Annotated in this window: 16 protein-coding genes and 1 pseudogene; 12 read left to right on the top strand and 5 right to left on the bottom strand. The window is 71.8% G+C overall.

All coding sequences use genetic code 11. From position 1 onward, the window contains the following. Positions 1 to 185: 185 nt before the first annotated feature. The 9 genes and pseudogenes from JIX56_RS30650 to JIX56_RS30610 all read left to right on the top strand — a co-directional run. Complete coding sequence (locus JIX56_RS30650; RefSeq protein ID WP_257545249.1) at positions 186 to 1,289, top strand: DUF3344 domain-containing protein; 1,104 nt, start codon at positions 186 to 188, stop codon at positions 1,287 to 1,289. 41 nt (positions 1,290 to 1,330) lie between these two features. Further along, positions 1,331 to 2,569 (top strand): glycosyltransferase, encoded by a 1,239-nt coding sequence (locus JIX56_RS30645; protein ID WP_257545248.1) that lies wholly within the window; start codon positions 1,331 to 1,333, stop codon positions 2,567 to 2,569. Continuing rightward, a complete protein-coding gene (locus JIX56_RS30640; protein ID WP_257545247.1) occupies positions 2,566 to 4,014 on the top strand; it encodes an exopolysaccharide biosynthesis polyprenyl glycosylphosphotransferase in 1,449 nt (482 codons plus the stop codon). The genes JIX56_RS30645 and JIX56_RS30640 overlap by 4 nt, the downstream gene beginning before the upstream one ends. A 54-nt stretch (positions 4,015 to 4,068) precedes the next feature. Next, positions 4,069 to 5,421 (top strand): O-antigen ligase family protein, encoded by a 1,353-nt coding sequence (locus tag JIX56_RS30635; protein WP_257551222.1) that lies wholly within the window; start codon positions 4,069 to 4,071, stop codon positions 5,419 to 5,421. Beyond that, positions 5,418 to 7,070: a murein biosynthesis integral membrane protein MurJ gene (gene murJ, locus JIX56_RS30630; RefSeq protein WP_257545245.1), complete on the top strand. Its 1,653-nt coding sequence runs from the start codon at positions 5,418 to 5,420 to the stop codon at positions 7,068 to 7,070. Before JIX56_RS30635 ends, murJ begins: the two co-directional genes overlap by 4 nt. Positions 7,071 to 7,128: 58 nt before the next feature. Continuing rightward, a complete protein-coding gene (locus tag JIX56_RS30625) occupies positions 7,129 to 7,821 on the top strand; it encodes a polysaccharide deacetylase family protein (protein WP_306819950.1) in 693 nt (230 codons plus the stop codon). A 4-nt stretch (positions 7,822 to 7,825) separates the two neighbouring features. Beyond that, on the top strand, positions 7,826 to 8,971 hold the full coding sequence (locus JIX56_RS30620; protein WP_257545243.1) for a glycosyltransferase: 1,146 nt from the start codon (positions 7,826 to 7,828) through the stop codon (positions 8,969 to 8,971). Beyond that, entirely contained in the window at positions 8,968 to 9,651 is a 684-nt protein-coding gene (locus JIX56_RS30615; RefSeq protein WP_257545242.1) for a lipopolysaccharide biosynthesis protein, read from the top strand. The genes JIX56_RS30620 and JIX56_RS30615 overlap by 4 nt, the downstream gene beginning before the upstream one ends. Positions 9,652 to 9,668: 17 nt before the next feature. Further along, positions 9,669 to 10,793: pseudogene (locus tag JIX56_RS30610) on the top strand (GNAT family N-acetyltransferase); the annotation flags it as partial. Positions 10,794 to 10,814: 21 nt separating this feature from the next. Here JIX56_RS30610 and JIX56_RS30605 read toward each other — a convergent pair. Beyond that, positions 10,815 to 12,074 carry a glycoside hydrolase family 26 protein gene (locus JIX56_RS30605; protein WP_257545240.1) on the bottom strand — a complete coding sequence of 420 codons (1,260 nt, stop codon included), beginning with the start codon at positions 12,072 to 12,074 and terminating at the stop codon, positions 10,815 to 10,817. Positions 12,075 to 12,259: 185 nt separating this feature from the next. Here JIX56_RS30605 and JIX56_RS30600 point away from each other — a divergent pair, with 185 nt between their 5' ends. Together JIX56_RS30600 and JIX56_RS30595 are read left to right on the top strand one after the other, a co-directional pair. Beyond that, complete coding sequence (locus JIX56_RS30600; protein ID WP_443031911.1) at positions 12,260 to 13,528, top strand: carboxylate--amine ligase; 1,269 nt, start codon at positions 12,260 to 12,262, stop codon at positions 13,526 to 13,528. Positions 13,529 to 13,561: 33 nt separating this feature from the next. Further along, the gene (locus JIX56_RS30595) at positions 13,562 to 14,830 is read left to right on the top strand and encodes a lysine N(6)-hydroxylase/L-ornithine N(5)-oxygenase family protein (RefSeq protein ID WP_257545238.1); all 1,269 of its coding nucleotides are present in this window, start codon (positions 13,562 to 13,564) and stop codon (positions 14,828 to 14,830) included. A gap of 53 nt (positions 14,831 to 14,883) precedes the next feature. On the opposite strand, the gene JIX56_RS47710 is transcribed toward JIX56_RS30595, so the two are convergent. The 3 genes from JIX56_RS47710 to JIX56_RS30570 form a co-directional block, all read right to left on the bottom strand. Next, positions 14,884 to 15,780: a chaplin gene (locus tag JIX56_RS47710; RefSeq protein ID WP_306819891.1), complete on the bottom strand. Its 897-nt coding sequence runs from the start codon at positions 15,778 to 15,780 to the stop codon at positions 14,884 to 14,886. 108 nt (positions 15,781 to 15,888) lie between these two features. After that, on the bottom strand, positions 15,889 to 16,122 hold the full coding sequence (locus JIX56_RS30575) for a chaplin (RefSeq protein WP_306819890.1): 234 nt from the start codon (positions 16,120 to 16,122) through the stop codon (positions 15,889 to 15,891). Between the two features lie 253 nt (positions 16,123 to 16,375). Beyond that, positions 16,376 to 18,298, bottom strand: coding sequence for an AMP-dependent synthetase/ligase (locus JIX56_RS30570; protein WP_257545236.1), 1,923 nt, complete (start codon positions 18,296 to 18,298; stop codon positions 16,376 to 16,378). 133 nt (positions 18,299 to 18,431) lie between these two features. Between JIX56_RS30570 and JIX56_RS30565 the strand changes: the two genes are divergently transcribed. After that, positions 18,432 to 19,058 carry a chorismate mutase gene (locus JIX56_RS30565; protein ID WP_257545235.1) on the top strand — a complete coding sequence of 209 codons (627 nt, stop codon included), beginning with the start codon at positions 18,432 to 18,434 and terminating at the stop codon, positions 19,056 to 19,058. On the opposite strand, the gene JIX56_RS30560 is transcribed toward JIX56_RS30565, so the two are convergent. Beyond that, positions 19,055 to 20,674, bottom strand: a complete 1,620-nt coding sequence (locus JIX56_RS30560; protein ID WP_257545234.1) for a vWA domain-containing protein — start codon at positions 20,672 to 20,674, stop codon at positions 19,055 to 19,057. The two genes, JIX56_RS30565 and JIX56_RS30560, sit on opposite strands and share 4 nt — an antisense overlap. Between the last annotated feature and the right edge of the window lie 116 nt (positions 20,675 to 20,790).

The following is a 20,790-nucleotide window of genomic DNA, read 5'->3' as shown; positions in this document are numbered from 1 at the left end:
GCATAGTTTCACGATTTCGACACGCATGTCTGGTTTCACCGATATATACGAATTGGCAGATACGGTTGCGGTTCTCCGCAACCAAAGGCTGCTGTGCACCGGTCGAGGGCACCCCTCAACCGCTGTTGTCCCGCTTCCTCCCCGCGGTCCACCTGCACGAGCATCGCGAAAGGGCACCGCCGGTCATGCGCCATAACCCGGGTCATCTGCTACGCCGCGCCATCGTGGGCTGCTGTGCTCTCGCTTCTCTCTGGACACCCGGCACCCCCGCGACGGCCACGTCCACCGCGCCGACGGCCGAGGCGGAGAGCCTCGCGTTCCAGCAACGCCACAGCGCCGTGCAACACGGGGGGATCGTCCGCGCGGCCAACTCGTCCATCACCTGCCATACCGCCCTGCCGCGTGCGGACGCGCCGTCGTGCCCGGACGCGCGCGGGGGCGATACGGCGGCGAACGGCGACTTCGACATGTTCTACATCGACGTGGACAACGACCCGAACACCTACAACTCCAGCCAGGGCGAGCTCCGTCTGCCGGAGGGGGCGCGGGTGACGTACGCCCGTCTGTACTGGGGCGGCAACCTGCGTGTAGGGGAACAGAAGCCACCGGAGGACAACGGCCGGGTGCTGATCGCGGAGCCCGGCGGCACGTACCAGGAGGTGCTCGCGGACACCGTGGTCGGGCACCGCGCTGCGCACGGCGCGGACGCTTTCCAGGCCTCGGCGGACGTCACGGAGCTGGTGCGGTCCAGCGGTCCGGGCTTTTACACCGTGGCGCAGGTCAACGTGGCGAGGGGCCACTCGGCCACCGGTGCCTGGGGCGGCTGGACACTGGTGGCGGCGTACGAGAAGAGGTCGGAGCCGCTGCGCCACCTGGCGGTGTGGGACGGCTTCGACGCGCTCTCGGCCGACCGGGACCAGGAGGTCCGGCTGCCCGCCATGGCGTTCCCGAAGAGCGCGGGCGGGCGGGTCGGACTGGTCGCCTACAACGGGGACCGCGGTGCACCCGGCGACACGCTCACCGTTTCCACCGGTCACGGGAAGCCGATCGCGTTGGGCGACGCGGCCAACCCGCGGAATGACGTTCTGAACTCGACGATCAGCGATCCGGGTGCGACCGGCCCGGGGCGGGCGCCCGCCTATCCCAACACGCTCGGCTACGACTCCGACATCCTCGATCTGAGCGAGGAAATCCGGCCCGGCGGCGACCAGTTGGCGTTCCGGATCGCTTCGCAGCGGGACGCCGCCTGGGTCGGAGTGCTCTTCGTCGCCGTGGACGCCAAGCCATGACGCACACCGACCCGCGTCGCGACCGTGCGCAAGGAAGCCCCATGCACCTGCCACCCACGGACCCTCCGTCGCGCATCCTGCACATCACCCAGCCCGTGGACGGCGGGGTGGCCCGGGTCGTGACCGACCTGATGCGGGCACAACTCGCCGACGGACTGCACGTCACCGTCGCCTGTCCCGGCGGTGGTGGTCTCACCCCCGCTCTCCGGGCGCTCGGCGCGAACGTACGGCACTGGCACGCGACACGCTCGCCGGGGCCCACTCTCCTCCATGAGGTCCGACACCTCCGGCGCGTCCTCTCCGACGTGCGGCCCGACCTGGTCCACGCGCACAGCGCCAAGGCCGGGCTGGCCGCGCGGCTCGCCGTACGCGGGCGGATTCCGACCGTGTTCCAGCCGCACGCCTGGTCGTTCGAGGCGGTCGGCGGGGTCACCGCCTCGCTCGCCCTGAAATGGGAGCGGTGGGGCGCGCGTTGGGCCGACCGCGTGGTCTGCGTGAGCGAGGCCGAGCGGCTCACCGGGGAGCGTGCCGGGGTGCGGGCCCGGTGGCGGGTGATCGCCAACGGCGTCGATCCGGGGCGCTTCCATCCCGCGGCCCCCGGTGCCGTACGGGCCGAAATTCCGCTGCTCGCCGGTATCGGTGCCGACGTTCCGCTGGTCGTGTGTGTGGGGCGGCTGTGCCGGCAGAAGGGGCAGGACATCCTGCTGGCGGCGTGGAGCACGGTCGTCAGGCAGGTGCCGGGGGCCCGGCTCGTGCTGGTCGGCGACGGGCCGGACACTCAGGCGCTGCGGGGGCTCGCACCCGACGAGGTGCTGTTCGCCGGAGCCGCCGCCGATGCCGTGCCCTGGTACCAGGCCGCCGATCTCGTCGTCCTGCCGTCCCGCTGGGAGGGCATGGCGCTGGCGCCGCTGGAAGCCATGGCGTGCGGCCGGCCGGTCGTGATCACGGACGTGGACGGTGCCCGCGAGAGTCTGCCGCCAGGTCAGGAACCCGTGCCCCCCGAGGATCCCGCAGCGCTCGCCCGCACCATCACCGGGCTGCTGCGCGATCCGGTGCGGCGCGAGTCTCTCGGCCACCAAGGGCGCCGCCACGTCCTGACCAGCCACGACGTGCGGCACACGGCCGAAGCCGTGGCGGACGTGTACCGCGAACTGCTGGCCGACGGAAACGGTGCGAGAGGCGCGGGCGCGTCACGCGGCGGTCGCGCGCCGGGCTCCGCATCCGTCGGGCACGCCCCGTGCGGGGAACCCACCGAGTACAGGAAGTCCATCCTCACGTGACTGCGGAAAGCACCGTTCCCTCCCCTGGCGGACAGGCACAGGGGCACGGATCTTCAAGCGTCTCAAGCGTCTCGGTCATCACGCCACGCGGGGCCGACGACGGCTCCGGATTCCCGGCCGCGCGGCCCGCCATACGGCGGCACTCCTCGGCGCTCGCGCTGCTCGCGGTGGACGCGGGCGCGGCACTCCTCGTCGCGCAGGCGCTCACCGACGCCCGGACACCAGGGCATCCGCTGCTGGTCGCCGGATTGCTGCTGGCCGTCGTGTGCCTGAACGCGCGGGCACGGCTGTACCGGCCGCCCGCTGTGCCTGCCGTACTGGACGAACTGCCCGCGATCTGTGCGCGGATCGTCGTCTGCTGGTGCGTGCTCGCGGCGGCGGTGGCGGCCTACTCCCCGGACCACTCCCTGTCCGTCGACGCCCTGGCCCTCGGCTGTGTCCTGCAGTCGGCGGCGAGCTGCGCGGGCCGGGGCACGGTGCACTGGCAGCGCCGCCGGGCGCTCGTCCGCAGGCCCGGTGCGGCCCTGGTGGTCGGTCCCGCGGCGACCGCGCAGCGCGTGGCCGCCGCGTTCCTTCGGCGCCCGGGGTGCGGACTGCGGCCCGTGGGCGTCGTCGCGGACCAGGCAGCCGGGGGCGAAGGCCTGCCGGTGCTGGCCACGGACGAGGAGGTGCGGCGGGCGCTCGTCCAGAACGGCGTCCAGACCGTCCTCGTCGTGGGCTCCCGCACCGAACGCGGACCGCTGCTGCGGGCATTGGCCGAGGCGGGCTGCGTGCTGTGGCAGGTGGACGCGGAGTCGCCGTCATACGACCGAAGCAGTGAGCGTCTCGCCGGATTCCCGTGCCGTCGACTGGAATTGACACCGCGTTACGAAGGTGTCGGCAAGAGGGCGCTGGACATCGTCGTCTCCGGGACCCTACTGCTCCTGGTCAGCCCGCTGCTGCTGACCACCGCCGTCGTTCTGCGGCTGAGCGACGGACCCGGGGTGGTGTTCCGGCAGGAGCGGATCGGCAGGGGCGGGCGGCCGTTCACGCTGCTGAAGTTCCGTACGCACCGCCCGGCCGACGCGCACGAGGCCGCGACCCGGTGGAGCGTGGCGAACGAGCAGGAGATGCGCTGGTTCTGCCGTTTTCTGCGACGCACCTCACTGGACGAGCTGCTCCAGCTGTGGAACGTGCTGCGCGGCGACATGAGCCTGGTCGGACCTCGCCCCGAACGGCCTTATTTCGTCGGCAAGTTCAGTCAGACGTACCCCGGCTACACAGACCGGCACCGGATGCGGACCGGCATCACCGGCCTCGCCCAGATCCACGGGCTGCGCGGTGACACCTCGATCGAGGACCGCGCCCGCTTCGACAACGCGTACATCGACGACTGGTCGCTGTGGCAGGACGTCTGCGTCCTGCTGCGCACGGCGGCCGCGCTCGTCCGGCCCACGGGGAGCTGAGCCGTGACCCGGCTGGGTGCCAGTGCCACATCGTCCGTTCTGCCGGTGCCGGCGATGATGGCCATGCTCGCGCTGCCCGTCCTCCCCGAGGGCAAGGACGGGGCGACCGCGGCCGACGCCGTCTCCGGGCTGCTCGTGCTGTGGTGCGGGATCCGCCTGCTACGGGAACGGCGGCGCCCGCTGTCCCGGACGGCTGCCGTGGTGCTGGGGCTGCCCGTCGTGGGACTCGCCCTGGCGGCGGCCGGGGCGGCCTCGCCGGGGATCGGGGTCTCCGGGCTCGCCCGGTATCTGCAGATCTTCGTGCTCGTGCCGGCGGCGGTACTGCTGAGCATGCGGGGCCGGGCGGACTTCCGGGTGGTGGCCTGGGCGTTCGTCGGGCTGGCGCTGTGGCAGGGGGCCGTGGGCGTGCACCAGTACGCCACCGGTACCGGGGCCTCGTACGCGGGTGAGGACATCCGGGCTGTGGGGACCTTCGGGCCGACGGACGTCATGGGGATGGCGACGGTCGTGTCGTTGGGGATGGTATGCGCGGTGGGGCTGGCGCTGCGGCCGCACGCCGCCGGGCAGCGGGCGGCGTCCGGGCTCTGCGCGGTGGTACTCGTGCTGCCGCTCGCGGTGTCGTTCAGCCGGGGCGCGTGGATCGCCACGGCGGTGGCGTGCGGGCTCCAGGTGGTACTGGCAGGGCTGCGGCGGGCGGTCACGGTGTTCGCGGCGGTGGCCGCCGTGGGCGTGGTCCTCGTGGGCGGGCTCGGCATCGGCTCCGCGATGTTCCAGCAGCGGATCAGTAGCATCACCCAGGTCACGGACAGCCCCGACCGGTCGGTCACCGACCGGTACACGATGTGGGCGGCGGCCGTCGACATGTGGCACGAACAGCCGCTGACCGGCGTGGGGTTGAAGGGCTTCCCCGAGTTCCGGGACGGGCACGCCTCGCTGGCGCTGTCGTCCGGGAGCGACATCGGGGGCGTCGGCACCACGTACCACAAGCAGCCCCTGCTGTCGCCGCACAACATGTACCTCCTCGTACTGAGCGAGCAGGGGCTCGTCGGACTGCTGACCCTGGCGGGGAGCTGGCTGGCGCTCCTGGTGTGCGCGGTGCGGGGGCTCGTGCGGGTACGGCGTGAGCCGGGAGGGCCCGTCCGTGGACCTGGTGAGCTCGTCCCTGGACCTGGCGGGCTCGCGCCCGGCTCCCGTGGGCTCGATTGCGGGCTCGTCGCGTGCGGGGTTCTCGTGTGGGTGCTGGTCGACTTCGTGTACGCCGACATCGGCGGGCCCTCGACCGTGCTGACCGCCGTGGCCTTCGGGCTGGTGGCGTGGTGGGCGCTGGCGGACATCACTTCCTCCTCCCGCGCGTCCGCCGAGGAACGGGCCGGGACCGCCGTACCGGAGGGGGGCGGAGCGCGATGACGATGACGCCTCCTCGGACGACCGACGGAACCCCCGCGGTGCCCGGGCCCTCGCCCGCGCCCGCCGCCCGAGCCGCTGACAGACCCACTGACGTCGCCCCGCCGACCAGCCGGTTCCTCGCCAAGGCAACCCTCGTCACAGCCGCGCTCACGGCCGTCGGGTCGCTGCTGGGCCTCGGCCGCGACCAAGCGCTGTCGTACCTGTTCGGGGCCGGCCCCGAGACGGACGCCTTCCTGGTCGCCTGGACCGTGCCGGAGTTCGCGGCGACGCTGCTCATCGAGGACGGGCTGGCCATCGTGCTGGTGCCGATGATCAGTGTGGCCGTGGCCCGCCGCGCGCAGGGCGCCCCCGGCGACCCGGTCCGCTCGCTGGTCGCCACCACGCTGCCCCGGCTGTCGCTGGCCTTCATGGCGGCGGCCGCGACTCTGATCGCCGGGGCGCCCTACCTCGTGAAGGTGCTCGCGCCCGGGCTGCCCGATCCGGGGCTCGCGGTGGACTGCACCAGGCTGACGGCGACCTGTGTGTTCACCTTCGGGCTCGCCGGGTACTGCAGCGCGGCGCTGCGGGCCCACCACCGGTTCATGGCGCCCGCGGCGATCTACGTGGCGTACAACACCGGGATCATCGCGGCGATGTTCGTCCTCGGCGGGCGCTGGGGGGTGCGCGCGGCGGCGATCGGGGTCGCGGTGGGCGGCGGACTGATGATCATGTCCCAACTGCCTTCTCTCCTCCAGGTGTTGAGACGCAAGTCGGCCACGGTCATCGAGGCGGCGGAGCCGGAGCGTCCGATGGATCTCGCTCTCGTCAGCACCGTCCTCCTCTTCGGACTGTGCCGTCAGTCCCAGGTACTCATCGAGCGTTTCCTCGGCTCCACGCTCCCGGCCGGGGCCATTTCGCACCTCAACTACGCGCAGAAGGTGGCCCAGATCCCGATGACGTTCTCGCTGATGCTGTGCACCGTCACCTTCCCGGTGGTGGCGCAAGCGCTGGCCGCGGGCGACGCCGAGCGGGCCCGCAGCCGGGTGGAGAAGGATCTGGCGCTGGTCTCCTGCATCGTGCTGTTCGGCGCGGCGGTGATCGTCGCCTGCGCGCCGCAGATCATCGAACTCCTCTTCCAACGCGGCGCGTTCACCGGCCACGACACCGCCGCCACGGCCAGCGTGATGCGTGTGTACGCCCTCGGGCTGCTGGGCCACGCGATGGTGGGCGCGCTGGTCCGTTCGTACTTCTCGACCCGGCGCCCCAGCTGGTACCCGCTCGCCGCCATGGCCACCGGGATCTTGGTGACCTCCTGCATCGGCGCGTTCACCGCCGGCAGTTGGGGCGTGCTCGGGATCGCCGCCGCCAACGCCACCGGGATCACCGTCACGGCCCTGCTCCTGCTGTACGGGGTCGGCGGGCGCGGGGTGCCGATCCGCGTCCGGCAGGTGGTGGCCGAGATGAGCCGGCCGGTGTGTGCGGCCGTGGTCGCCGCCGCACTCGGACTGTTCTGCGCGAGCCGCGTGGACACACCCGTGATCGGGCTCGCCGTGGGGTCCGCGGTGGTGTCCGTCGTCTTCGTCGCGCTGGCACGGGCCCTGGGGGCCGCCGGCTTCACACCCGCACTCCACTCCGTCACACGAAGGCTCCCGTATGTCCGTAACCGCTGAACCGACCCCACCCACCGGCCGCACCAGACCCGCCTTCGGCACAAGCCTGTGGGTGGCGATGTACCACTCCGTCGGCGACTGCACCGACGACCCGTACCGCGTCACCGTCTCCCCCGACCGCCTCGGCCGGCATCTGGCCTGGCTGCGCCGCAGGGGGCTGCGCGGGGTGAGCGTGGCCGACCTGCTCGCCGCCCGGGCACGGGGCGAAGGGCGGAAACTGGTGGGGCTCACCTTCGACGACGGGTACGCGGACTTCCTCGACGGCGCCCTGCCTCTGCTGCGTGACCACGACTGCGGGGCCACCGTCTTCGTCCTTCCCGGACAGTTGGACGGCGAGAACCACTGGGATCCGCTCGGCCCGCGCAAGCGCCTGCTGGGCAAGCGGGGCATCCTGCTGGCCGCCGCCACGCGGGGCATCGAGATCGGTTCGCACGGGCTCGCCCACATCGACCTCACCAAGGTGGACGACGAGACGCTGCGCGCCGAGGTCGCCGGGAGCAGAGCGCTGCTCTCGGAGTTGATCGGCGCTCCGGTACAGGGCTTCTGCTACCCGTACGGCACCGTCGACCAGCGAGCCGTCGACGCCGTACGGGACGCCGGGTACGCGTATGCCTGTGCCATCGACCCCGGCCCGCAGTACGGCCCGTACGCCCTCCCCCGCGTCCACATGGGCGAGCAGGACACCGCCGTGCGTCTCTACCTCAAGCACCGGCTGCACCGCATGCGCCGCCGCCCCGTCGAGGGGGCCTGAGGACGTGAAGGCACTGCACATCATCACCGGCCTCGGGGTCGGCGGCGCGGAGCAGCAACTCCGGCTGCTGCTGCGGCACCTGCCGCTCCACTGCGAGGTCGTGACGCTCACCAACCCGGGCCCGGTCGCCGACGGCCTCACGGCCGACGGCGTACGCGTCACCCACCTCGGCATGTCCGGCAATCGCGACCTCACGGCCCTCCCCCGCCTGGTGCGGCTGATCCGTGCGGGCGGCTACGACCTCGTACACACGCATCTGTACCGGGCGTGCGTGTACGGCCGGACCGCCGCGCGCCTGGCCGGTGTGCGGGCCGTCGTGGCCACCGAACACTCCCTGGGCGAATCGCAGATGGAGGGGCACCGGCTCTCCGCCGGGGTCCGCGCGCTGTACCTCGCCAGCGAACGCCTGGGCCGCGCCACGGTCGCCGTCTCCCCCACGGTCGCCGAACGGCTGCGACTGTGGGGCGTGCCGGGACCGCGCATCGAGGTGGTGCCGAACGGCATCGATCTCGCCCGCTTCCGCTTCGACCCGGACTTGCGCGAACGCACCCGCAGGCGGCTCGGGCTGCCGGAGGGCGCGTACGTCGTGGGCGGCGTCGGACGGCTCGCGGCGGGCAAGCGGTTCGACGTCCTCGTCCGGGCGCTCGCCCAGCTCCCCGCGGATTGCTGGTTGTTGCTGGTCGGTGGCGGCCCGGAGGAGAACGTCCTGCGGCGGGCCGCCCAACAGGTGGGGGTCGCCGACCGGGTGCTGCTCACCGGCGAGCGGGCCGCGGGCGGCCGCCCGGGCGCCGATCTGCCGTCGCTGCTGACCGCCATGGACGTCCTCGCCTCGCCCAGCACCGAGGAGGCCTTCGGACTGGCGGTCGTGGAGGCCATGGCGGCCGGGTTGCCTGTGCTCTACGTCTCCTGCCCCGCGATCGAGGACCTGCCGCAGGACAGGGCCGACGGCGCCCGGCGCGTACAGGGGAGCGCGGACTCATTCGTACACGCTCTCCTCGACGCCCGTGCCGAGGGGCCACGGTCCCGGGCCGTTCCCGCCGCCGCCCACCACTACTGCATCACTCGCAGCGCCGCCCAGCTCATGGACGTGTACGCGGCCGTCTCCAGCACGCCTTCCGGAAGCCTGTCTTTGGGAGTGAGTTCCGTATGACCGACATCGCCGACCAGACAGACCGTACGACCGACCGGGCTCCCGGGAACCCACAGGAGGCCGGCCCGCTCGCCCGAGTGAAGTCCTTGCCGCCCTGGTCCCTGCTCGCGGTCGGCGTCCTGCTCGGCGGGGGGCTCGGGGGCGCGTACGGCGTCGTCACGCCTCCGGCCTACACAGCCACGAGCTATGTCGTCGCGGTGCCCGCCAAGGAGTCGGACCCGCAGGCCGCGCTGGGCTTCGCGCAGGCGTACGGGCGGGTGGCCACACAGCTCGCGGTGCTCGGGGACGCGCAGGTGTGGGCCAGAGTGCCGGTCACCACCCTGCGGAACAGCGTACGGACGGCGACCTCCCCGGACGCGCCGATGGTCGCCGTCTCGGCCACCTCCACACGGCGCGACCTCGCCGCCGACATGGCCAACGCCGTGTCGCGCGCCCTCACCCGGCACGCGAAGTCCGCCGAGAAAAGCACACACGTCGAGCTCCAGCAGTTCGCGCGCGCCACCAAGCCCAACGAGGCGTCCTCGGCCTCGCCGACGGTGACGGGCCTGGTGGGCGCAAGTGCGGGTGGACTGCTCGGCGGACTGCTCCTGCTGGTGCGCCCGCGACGCACCGCGGACGCCCCCCTGCTGGCCGCCGTGCCGGGCCCGGCCACCTCCGCCGACGCACACCGGCACCTGTGACCGGCGCGCTCCGAGCCGTGGACGACGGCAACGACAGCATCCGCACGGAGAACGCCCTGCACGCCGAGCTCTGCACCGACGAACGCGAGTTCGCCACGCTCGGTCCCGCCTGGACCCGCCTCCACCGGCGGTGCTCCGCCGCCACACCGTTCCAGAGCCACGCCTGGCTCCACTCGTGGTGGCTGTCGTACGGCAAGCGCGGCCGGCTCCGGATCATGCTGGTACGCGACGGCGAGGAACTGCTCGCCGCCGCTCCCCTCACACTCACCGCGCTGCCGCTGCCCGCCCTGATCCCCCTCGGCGGCACGATCTCCGACTACGCGGACGTCCTCATCGACGACGAGCACACCGACCGCGCGGCGGCGGCGCTGACCGAGGGGCTGTTCGCCCTGGCCCGCACCGCGCTGATCGACTTCCGCGAAGTGCGGCCCGGCGCCGCGGTGGAGCACGTGTACGAGAGGTGGCGCGGTCCCCGGCGGCGGGTCGCCGACTCGGTGTGCCTGGAGCTGCCGGCCCGGCCGATGGACGAGTTGCTCACGCGGTTGCCGACCGCCCGGGCCCAGCGCGTCCGGGCCAAGATCCGTAAGCTCGGCGGCCTCGGCGTCGAACCGCGTGTCGTACCGCACGACGAGGTGGACACGGCCCTGGACACCATGCTGGACCTGCACCGGTTGCAGTGGCAGGGCCGCAAGGTGACCACCGAGCACCTCAGGCCCCGGTTCCACGAGCACCTGGCCCGCTCGATCGGCCCGATGGTCAGGTCCGGGGACGCCGTGGTGACCGAGTTCGGGGTCGGGGGTGAGGTCCTGGCCGTCGACGTGACCCTGCTGTCCCAACAGCTGGCGGGCGGCTATCTGTACGGCGCCCATCCCCGACTGCGGGAGTGGAAGGCGGACGTCGCCACGATGGTGCTGCATGCCTGCGCCGAGCGCGTGGGCAACAGCGACCGCCGGGTGCTGAGCATGCTGCGCGGGGCCGAGTCGTACAAGTTCGCCTGGCGCCCGGACACCGTGGTCAACCAGCGGTTCCTCCTCGCCCGGCGGCGTACGGCACCGCTGGTGTCGGCGGTCGTCTGGGACGCGACCGCGCGCAGTCGGGGCAAGAAGCTGGTCCGTCGCTGGCGGGAACGCGGTGGGGCGGGCCGTGACCGGCCCGCCACCGCGTCACCGGTCGCGCGACCACCAGGCGAAGCGCAGGCAGAGCTTCCCACCGAGCCAGTACTCGACCCACTCCCCCAGGTCCAGCGGCCAGCAGTGGGGCCAGAGCCCCGGGATGGTGGGCGTGGGCCGCGGAGTCGTCGGCACGGGGTCGGTGCGCCCGGACAGCACGGACCGGTAGACCTCGGACGCCTTCGGGTTGGCCTTGCACTGCCACACACCGTGCGGGCAGTAGTCGGTGAGCGTGTTGTAGAGCGGCTTGTGCTTGTCCATCCAGGCGAGCATGCCCCTCATGTACTCCGGGTTGTCCCCGTTGTGGAACAGCCCCCATTCGGCATACGAGATGGGCTTGCCATGGGCCTTCGCGAAATCCACGTGCGCCTGGAGCCCATACGGCTCCGTCACCTGCTCGTCGAATGACCGTCCGCGCGGCTGATCGTACGAGTCCATGCCGATGATGTCGACCGTACCGTCCCCCGGATAGCACCGGGTCCAAGGGATGGCGTCCCGGCCACGGTTCGGCGTCCAGTCGAACGCGAACTTCTGGCCCGGCACCGTTCGCATGGTGGCGACGATCCGGTTCCAGTACCGCTTCCAGTTCTCCGGGTCCGGCCCGCAGCGATGGGTGTACGTGATGCCGTTCATTTCCCAGCCGAGCACGATGACGGTGTCCGGCAGCTTCAGCTCGACCAGCCGCTCGGCCAGCTTGCGGAAGTGGTGGTCGAATTCGCCCACCGCCGCGCGCCGCAGCAGTCCGCGGACCTCGGCGTCGGAGACACGCTCCTCATTGCGCTCCATCATGGGCACGTTGAGGACGAACATCCGGTCGTCCCTCGCCCGCCGCCAGTCCGCCCACACATCGAGGAATTCCAGCCGGCCCTCGATGTTGCTCCACCGGTCGCCCGGCAGATACGTGTGCGCCACGCGCAGATCGGCCCCGCCCAGCCAGTCGCTGAGCTGGGCGATCCGGGCTGTGCCCAGGGGACCGTAGCCGACGTAGGCGCCGAAGGCCGGGAACTCCTTGTCGGGCTCGGCCCCTGGGGCAGCGGGCGCGGCAGACGCCGGCGGCGAGGGCACCGGGACCGGCCTTGTCTGAATTCCCGGGGTCGTCAGCGGGGTCGGCCTGGGTACCGGAGGGTCGCCGACCCGCACCGGCCCGGCGCCGACGGCGTACCCGGGTCCCGAGACGAGGACGAGCCATGCAACGACACCAGCCGCGACGCACGCCGACCGTCCGCTCCGGCGTCGCCGCCGCTGTAGGGCCATGTCCACTCCTTTCCGCCGCTCCTGCGCTGTCCCCCGGCTGCTTCCGCTTCCACTGCTTTTGCTTCTCACCTACTGACACACAGTCATATGAATACGGAGTCCGCCAGCCGAAGCTCCGTCGTTCGGGTGGTCGGACCACCCGTGCGGGTGGTCCGACCACCCGAACGACCTGAAAGGAAATGTCCGTGTCACTGCTCGACATCCGCGTCCCCGCCGTTCTGCTGCGGATCGACCGGAATCCCTTCCACCACGGAACGCTGGGGGCCGTACGCACCCTGGGCCGAGCCGGTGTGGAGGTGCACGTGATCGCTGATTCCGCCGGCAGCCCCCACACCCGATCGCGTTTCGTGACCGACACGCACTCCCCGCCGGCGCCCGGTGCGTCGACTGCGGAGATCGCCGCCGTCCTGCGCCGGGTGGCCGCCCGGATCGGCCGGCGCTCCGTCCTGATCCCCATGGACGACGCGAGCGCCATCGCGGTGTGCCGCCTGGGTGCGGAACTCGCGTACGGCTATCTGCTCCCCGACCAGCCCGTCGGTCTCGCCGAGCGGGTGGCCGACAAGGCGGAGCTCGCCACCCTGTGCGGACGCGTGGGCGTTCCGCATCCGGTGACCCTGGTCCCGGACAGCGTGGCCCAAACGGCCGCCTTCGCCTGGCAGCTGGGGCTCCCTCTGGTGGCGAAGTGGAGCCGCCCATGGCGGGTACCCGGCGGGTCGGGGTTGCGCAGCACGATGGTGGTGCACTCCCCGGAGGAGGCTCAGGCACTGTTCCGGCGGACGGAAGAGGCGGGCAGCCGGCTGCTGCTCCAGGCGTATCTGCCCCCGGGGCCGGACCGTGACTGGTTCTTCCACGGGTACGTCGACCGGGCCGGCGTGGTACGCGGCGGAGGCCCCGGCCGCAAACAGCGTGCTTGGCCGCGCGGCGCGGGTCTGACCACCGTGGGGTGCTGGACGCCGAACCCCGAGGTACAGGCGCTGGCAGAGCGACTGGTGGGCGCGCTCGGCTTCCGGGGAGTCTTCGACCTCGATTTCCGCAGGGACGGCACGACGCACGCGTACCACCTGCTCGACTTCAACCCGCGTCCCGGCGCCCAGTTCCGGCTCTTCACGGACACGGCCGGAGTGGATGTCGTCCGAGCCCTGCATCTGGATCTGACGCGCCGCCCGATCCCGGACGGAGACCCGCTGCCCGGCCGGGACTTCGTCGTCGAGAACTACGCGCCGCTGGCCGCGCTGCGTCCGCGCCGGGGGCGCGAGTTCGCCTGGCACGCCCGGGACGACCTCGCGCCCAGCTTCGCGCTGTGGGCGCTGTGGTGCCGGCACGCGGCCCGGAGCCTGTCGGACCGGCGCCCCGCTCCCGAAGTGCGGATCGTACGGCAGGCAGGCGCCCCGGCATCCCCACCGTCCTCGACCTCCCTGCCGTCCCCGACGTCCCCGACGCCCCCGACCGACTGACCGACTGACTGACTAGAGAGCGAGTAACTGCTGATGTACGACCTGCTGGTGGTGGGTGCCGGACCCTATGGACTGTCCATCGCGTCCCATGCCGCAGCCGCCGGGCTGAACCTGCGCGTCGTCGGACGGCCCATGGCGTCCTGGCGCGACCACATGCCCCGTGGCATGTTCCTGAAGTCGGAGCCGTGGGCTTCCAACCTCTCGGACCCGCAGGGCAAGTGGCGCCTGGACGTGTACTGCGCGGAGCAGGGCATGACGGCCCGGCACGGCGAGCCGATCCCGGTCGAGACCTTCGCCTCGTACGGCCTGTGGTTCGCGCGCCACGCCGTACCGCCCGTCGACGAAAGGATGGTGAGGGCGCTCCGGTTCTGCCCCGGCGGTTTCGAAGCGCTCCTGGACGACGGTGAGGCGCTGCGCGCGAGGACGGTGGCGCTGGCCATCGGCGTCCTGCCGTTCACCGAAGTGCCGTCCACACTCAAAACGTTGACGCCTATCCATGTTTCGCACAGCAGCGACCACAGTGACCTCGAGCGCTTCCGGGGCCGGGACGTCACGGTGATCGGCGGCGGACAGGCGGCGTTGGAGACGGCCGCGATTCTCGCCGAACAGGGCACCCGAGCCCGGGTGTTGGCCCGGGCGCCGCACCTGAACTGGAACGACGTTCCCTCGCCCCGGGAGCGCTCGCCATGGCAGTCGGTCCGCTCTCCGCTCAGCGGTCTGGGCTGCGGCTGGCGCAACTGGCTCTACTCCGAGCGGCCGGCCTGGTTCCGCCTCCTCCCGGAGGCCAGACGGGCACACATCGCGGAGACCGCCCTCGGCCCGGCGGGCGCCTGGTGGGTGCGCGAGCGGTTCGAGCCGGTCGTCGAGGTGCGGCTGGGGCAGCGGATCACGTCCGCGTACGAGTCCGGCGGCCGCGTACGGCTGGAGACGGTGGGCCGGAGTGGTGAGCCGACGTCTCTGGAAACCGACCACGTCATCGCGGCCACCGGTTTCCGGGCCACCTGCGGCCGGCTGGGACTCCTGGCGGAGAATGTTCGCGGAGGCCTGGAGGCCGTGTCCGACGGTTCGCCCGCGGTCGGGCGGGACTTCGAGTCGTCGGTACCCGGACTGTTCTTCGCGGGCCTGACGACGGCCTCCGGCTTCGGCCCCGCGATGCGCTTCGTGCACGGCGCGACGTTCACGGCGGGGACGCTGGTAAGGGGGGTACGGCGGCGACTGCGCTCGGGAGATTCGGGCAGCCGAATCCCGGCGCCGGGAGGCGGGGTGCGGCTGGCCGGGACCGGGGTCGTCATCCGGAGTTGAGGCGGGCCGCAGGGCCTCGGGTGCCGGACGCTGAGCGTCCGGCACCCGTGGCGTCACCGGCGGGAGGACACTCGGCGCCGCCGGTACAGGATGGCCCCGCCCGCGAGCAGCGCGGCGCTGGCGGCCGAGGTCGCGAGCAGACCGTCACTGCCGGTCTCCGCCATGGTCGGCGTCCCCGGTGGGGTGATGACAGGCTTGCCCGGTGGGGTCGTGGGCGGCTTGGCGGGCGGAGTCACCCGAGGGGTCGTGGGCGGCTGGTGCTGAGGCTCGTCCGGCGGGGTGTCGCGGTGCTCCGTGGGGGGAGCCTCGGGACCCTTCGGCGACCCGGCGTTGACGCACTCGTTGCCGAACGCGGGGTTGAGCGCGGCGAGCACGTCCACGGTGTTCCCACAGACGTTGACCGGGATGTCCACCGGCACCTGGACGTTGTTTCCCGACAGGACGCCGGGCGAGCCTTCGGCCACGCCGTGCGCCGAGGCACCAGAGGCCTTGTGCGAGTCCGAGGAATCGTGCTCCTCCGCGGAGACGGGCGCGTCCCAGGGAGCGTGCCCCTCAGCGTGACCATGCTCCCCCGCGTGTTTGTGCGGGCCTGAGGGACCGTGCTCGTCCGAGGGACCGTGCTCGTCCGAGGGTCCGTGCGCTCCCTTCCCGTCGTCGTGCCCGGAAGTGCCGTGGGCGGGAGCCTCGTGGAACTCCGGTGACGTCGAGCTTTCGTTGACACAGGCGTTGCCGAAGGCCGGGTTGCCGACACCGACGACGTCGACGGTGTTACCGCAGGCGTTGATGGGAACGTGCACGGGAACCTGGACGTTGTTGCCCGACAGGACGCCGGGCGAGCCTTCGGCCACGCCGTGCGCGCCCGAGTCCGCGAGCGCCGAGGAGCTGTACAGGGAAAGAATGCCCGTCGCGGCCGCCGCCGCCACCATTCCCTTACTCAGGGTCTGTCGCACTATCTTGTTGTCTTCCTGCTTGTTCCAGAAGGGGGAAAGGCCGGCCTTGGCACCGTAGAAACGGGCCAAGGCCGGCCGAGACACAATCGGGGTGGCTGCCCCGCTACATCACTTGTTGATGCACACGTTGCCGGCCGCCGGGTTCAGCAGTCCGACGATATTGACGGTGTTGCCGCACACGTTGATGGGAACATGCACGGGGACCTGGACCACATTGCCGGAAAGAACACCCGGGGATCCGGCGGCGAACCCCTTGGCGTCCGCGTCGGCTACGGCCGGAGTGGCCGCGCCGATAACCATGATCGCACCGGCGGCGGCTGCAGCGCCCTTCTTGAGCTTCACGTGTTTCCCTTCTTTGCGGTCATGCACCCATGACGGCCGAAACCGAGCGAGCACAGCTTGAACGGCTCGCACCATGACCTGCAGGCTGTAAACGAGGGATAGACGAATGAAGAAACCACGGAACATGGCGCGCTTGGGAATTCACCCGAACGCCGCACCGGAGACACCCGAACGCAGCACAACGGCGGATCGCATGCGAACACCGCGCAGCGGACACAACGACTACGTCGGCATGGCGAGGTCGTAGGACGCCTCAAGCGCCGTACAGCGCCTCGATCTCCGCCGCGTACTCCGCCGTCACTTGGTGGCGCTTGATCTTGAGGGACGGTGTGAGCAGTCCGTTCTCCTCGGTGAAATGCCCCTCCACCAGTCGGAACTCACGAATGGACTCGGCCCGGGATACCGCCTGGTTCGCGTACTCCACGGCCTTCCGCACGTCGGCGCGCATCCTCGGGTCGTGGACCAACTCGGCCGGCGGGGTGTCCGCGGGCATCCCGTTGACGTGGAGCCAGTGGGTGACGTCCTCGGGGTCGAGGGTGATGAGGGCGGCGACGAAGGGGCGGTTGTCGCCGACGACGATGCACTGGCCGACCGGGGGGCGGCTGCGCAGGCGGTCCTCCAGGACGGCCGGGGAGACGTTCTTGCCGCCGGAGGTGACGAGGATGTCCTTCTTGCGGCCGGTGATGGTGAGATAGCCGTCCTCGTCGAGCGCGCCGAGGTCGCCGGTGGCGAACCAGTCGTCGGTGAGGGCGGCGCCGGTGGCGGCCGGGTCGTTCCAGTAGGTGCCGAAGACGATGGAGCCCTTGATGAGGACCTCGCCGTCGTCGGCGATGCGGATCGCGGTGCCGGGGACGGGCTGGCCGACGGTGCCGGGGCGAGGTTTGAGGGGCGGGACGATGGTGGCGGCCGCGGTGGTCTCGGTGAGGCCGTAGCCCTCGTAGACGATGATCCCGGCGGCGTAGAAGAAGAGGTTGAGGTCGCGGTCGAGCGGGGAGCCGCCGCTGATGGCGTAGCGCATACGGCCGCCGAGTTCCTTGCGGATGCGGCGGTAGACCAGCAGGTCGTACAGGGCCCAGGCGGCGTACAGGGCGGGGGTCGGGCCGGGGCCCCTGTCCAGGAACTTGTCGAGGTGGGCGCGGGCGAAGCGGACGCCGAGGCGGTGGGCGCGGTCGAAGGAGGCGCCGCGGCCGATGCGTTCGGCGGTGGCGCGGCCGGTGGCGTGGATCCGCTCGAAGAGGTACGGGACGCCGACGAGGAAGGTGGGGCGGAACTTCTTGAGCGCGGGCCGGAGTTCGTCGGGCTTGATGCTCGGGCAGTGGCCGATCTCGATGCGGGCCATCAGGCAGGCGATCTGGATCGTACGGCCGAGGATGTGGGCCAGCGGGAGGAAGAGCAGGGTCGAGGCGGTCTGGCCGGTGACCGCCATGAAGACCGGGTGGAGCAGTTCGACCGTGTTCGCCGCCTCCGCGTGGAGGTTGGCGTGGGTGAGGACGCAGCCCTTGGGGCGGCCGGTGGTGCCGGAGGTGTAGCAGATGGTCGCGGCCGTGTCGGGGGTGAGGGCGGCGCGGCGCTTGGTGACCTCGTCGTCGGGGATGCCCCGGCCCAGGTCGGCGAGTTGCGCCAGAGCTTTCTGGTCCAGCTGCCAGACGTGCGGGGGCTGGGAGTGGCGGGCGGTGGCGGTGGCGACGGCGGCCGCGTTCTCGGGGGTCTCCACGATCACGAAGCGGGAACCGGAGTCCCGGACGATCCACTCGATCTGCTCCGGCGAGGACGTGGCGTAGATGGGGACGGACCGGCCGCCGGCCGCCCAGACGGCGAAGTCGAGGACCGTCCACTCGTAGCGGGTGCGGGACATCACCGCGACGCGGCCGCCCGGTTCGAGGCCGGCGGCGATCAACCCCTTGGCGGTGGCGGTGACCTCGCGGGCGAAGGCGGTGGCGGTGACCGGGTGATAGGTGCCGTGGTGGTCGGCGCGGCGCAGGACCACGGCGTCGGGGGCCTCGGTCGCGTTGACGAAGGGCAGGTCCGCGATGCTGCCGCTCGTGGGACGGGGCGCGAGGGCGGGCGTGTGTGCCTCGCGGACGACGCCCTGCGCGTCCTTGGCGACCTCGACCCTGACCCGGTCGACCAGATCGGTGTGCTGCTTCGCCCGGTTCAAGTCCTTGTGTACGCCCATCACGGCTCCCCGAGGCCGACGACCCCTACATTACTGACGAGTCAACTTACCGGTGCGTAAGGAATTTTCAATGGTTGCGGCGGACTCCGGGGACGGGCGAAGGACCGTCGGGGGCGTGTGATAAGCGTGGTTCATGCGCCCCCACCGCCTCAGGTCCGTCCTGATCTCCGCCTGTGTCTCCGTCTGTGTCGCGTCCGCCGTGGCTCTGCCCGGTGCCGTACCGGCCGTCGCCGAGTCCTCCTCCGCTCCCCCTCGTACGGCTGCGGGAGCCCGGTCGCTCACCGTGCTGACGGATCTGTTCGCGGAGCGGCTGCTCGTCGCGGACAAGGTGGCGGCGGCCAAGTACGGCACGACCACGCCGATCGACGATCCCGTGCGGGAGAAGGCGATCCTGGACGACGTGGCGGCTCGGGCGGTGGGGCTCGGCCTCGATCCGGATGCCGTGACCGCCGTGTTCCGGGATCAGATCGAGGCGAACAAGCTGGTGCAGCACGGCCTTTACGCCCGCTGGGACGCTCACCCGGAGGAGCGGCCGACCGAGCGGCCCGACCTCGTGAAGGACGTCCGGCCGGTCCTCGACCGGATCACCACGCGGCTGCTGACCGCGCTCCAGGACACGGAGCCCCTGCGAGCCGGGGCGTCGTGCGAGCCTCGGCTGCGGGTGGCGGCGGTGCGGTCGGCGTTCGAACACCGGCTGGACCGGCTGCATGGGGAGGGACTGGCGCGGGCGTTGCCGTCCGTGTGTGACGACAAGCTTTAACCCATCAGCCGGTCCGCCCTCTCGATCGTGTCAGCCAGGTCGTACACGTCCTTGTCCTCGCGGGCCCTCGCCAAGTCGTCGGCGCGGAAGCCCAGTTCGCGGATCGAGGGGCGGCCCGGGAGGCCGGACCAGCGGGTGTCCTCCTGGCGGAGGGAGTCGGCGAAGTAGGCGGCCACGGCGGCTACTTGGAGGCCGTACGGGGAGGCGGCCCACAGGTCGCCGTGCAGGGAGGAGGCCTCCAGGTCGGCTGATTCCTCGTGCGGGGTGCGGCTGTCGGGGTCGAGCCAGCGGACGGTGGCGGTGGCGAGGTGGCCTTCGGCGCCGGACTTGGTGCGGACGACGTAGAGGGCGGTGACGGTGTGGCCGGGGCCCACCTCGCCGCCGTCGACGCGGTCGTCACGGAAGTCCTCGTCGGCGACCTGCCGGTTGTCGTAGCCGATCAGGCGGAACTCCTCGACCGTCTCCGGGTCGAAGGAGACCTGGGCCTTGGCGTCGCGGGCCGTGAGGTCGACATGGCGCGGGAGTTCCTCGCAGAAGACCTTCTCGGCCTCCTCCTCGGTGGAGACGTACGTGGTGTGGCCGTCGCCCTTGTCGGCGAGCTGTTCCATCAGGGCGTCGCCGTAGTCGCTGCCCACGCCGACGCCGAAGAGGGTGATGCCGTGCTCGCGGCGTTCGCTCGCGATGCGTTCGAGGATGGTGTCGGCGTCGGTGGAGCCGGTGTTGGCGAGGGCGTCGGACAGGAGCACGACACGGTTGGTGGCGCCCTTGCGCAGGCCTTCGACGGCGGTCTCGTAGCCGGTCTCGACGCCCGCGGCGAGGTTGGTGGAGTCGGTGGGTTCCAGGCCGTCGACCGCCTCACGGATCTGGCCGCGGTGGTCGTCGAGGCGGGTCATCGGCAGGACGGTCTCGGCCTCGTCGCTGAAGGTGACGATGGCGACGGAGTCGTCGTCGCGCAGCCGGTTCGTCATCGTGCGCAGTGCGTCCTGGGCGAGGTCGAGGCGGCCCGGTTCGGACATGGAGCCGGAGACGTCGATGACGAAGGTGAGGGCGGCGGGCGGGCGTTCACTGTCGCCCTCGGCGGCGCGGGTCGCGAGGCCGACGCGGACGAGGGACCAGTCCCCGTCATGGCTGTCGTCGGTTGTCCGGGCGCCGTCGACGGTGACCGAGAAGCCGTCACCGTCGGGGCGCTCGTAGTCCTGGCGGAAGCTGTTGACGAACTCCTCCGGCCGGACCGTCGACGGGTCGGGCAGGCCGCCGTCGTCCAGGGTGCGGCGGGCGTAGCCGTAGGAGGCGGTGTCGACGTCGAGGGCGAAGGTGGAGAGGTGGTCGGGGGACGGGGCGATGTCCCGGGACTCGTCGTCCGGCTGCTCGCCCCGCTGTTCGTCGGGGCCGGTGCCCTCGGGGGCCGGGGCCGGGAAGCCGTCGTCGGGGCGGCTGTCGGCCTGTCCCCGGTCGTACGACGACGAGTTGTCGCCGCCGCTCGCGCCGCAGCCGGTGAGGAGCAGGGCGCCTGCCGTGCCCAGGGCGAGGAGCGCGGTGCTCAGCCGTCGCCGTGCCGTCGGCCTCGGCCGCGTGGTCGTCCTGGTCCTGGTCCTGGTCCTGCGATACGTGTGCATCCGGGCCCCCTAGCCACGTCACCTGTCGCCTTTCCGTGGGCGACTGTTGTGACTGTGACGGCGGAGGGGGCCCGGATGTGCGCTACGGGGTGTTGCGGATGCGTCTCGAAGCGGCC

Source organism: Streptomyces sp. CA-210063 (genome assembly GCF_024612015.1).
Taxonomy (GTDB): domain Bacteria; phylum Actinomycetota; class Actinomycetes; order Streptomycetales; family Streptomycetaceae; genus Streptomyces.
The sequence above is the reverse complement of the archived record's forward strand: the minus strand, read 5'-3'. Positions and strand labels throughout refer to the sequence as shown.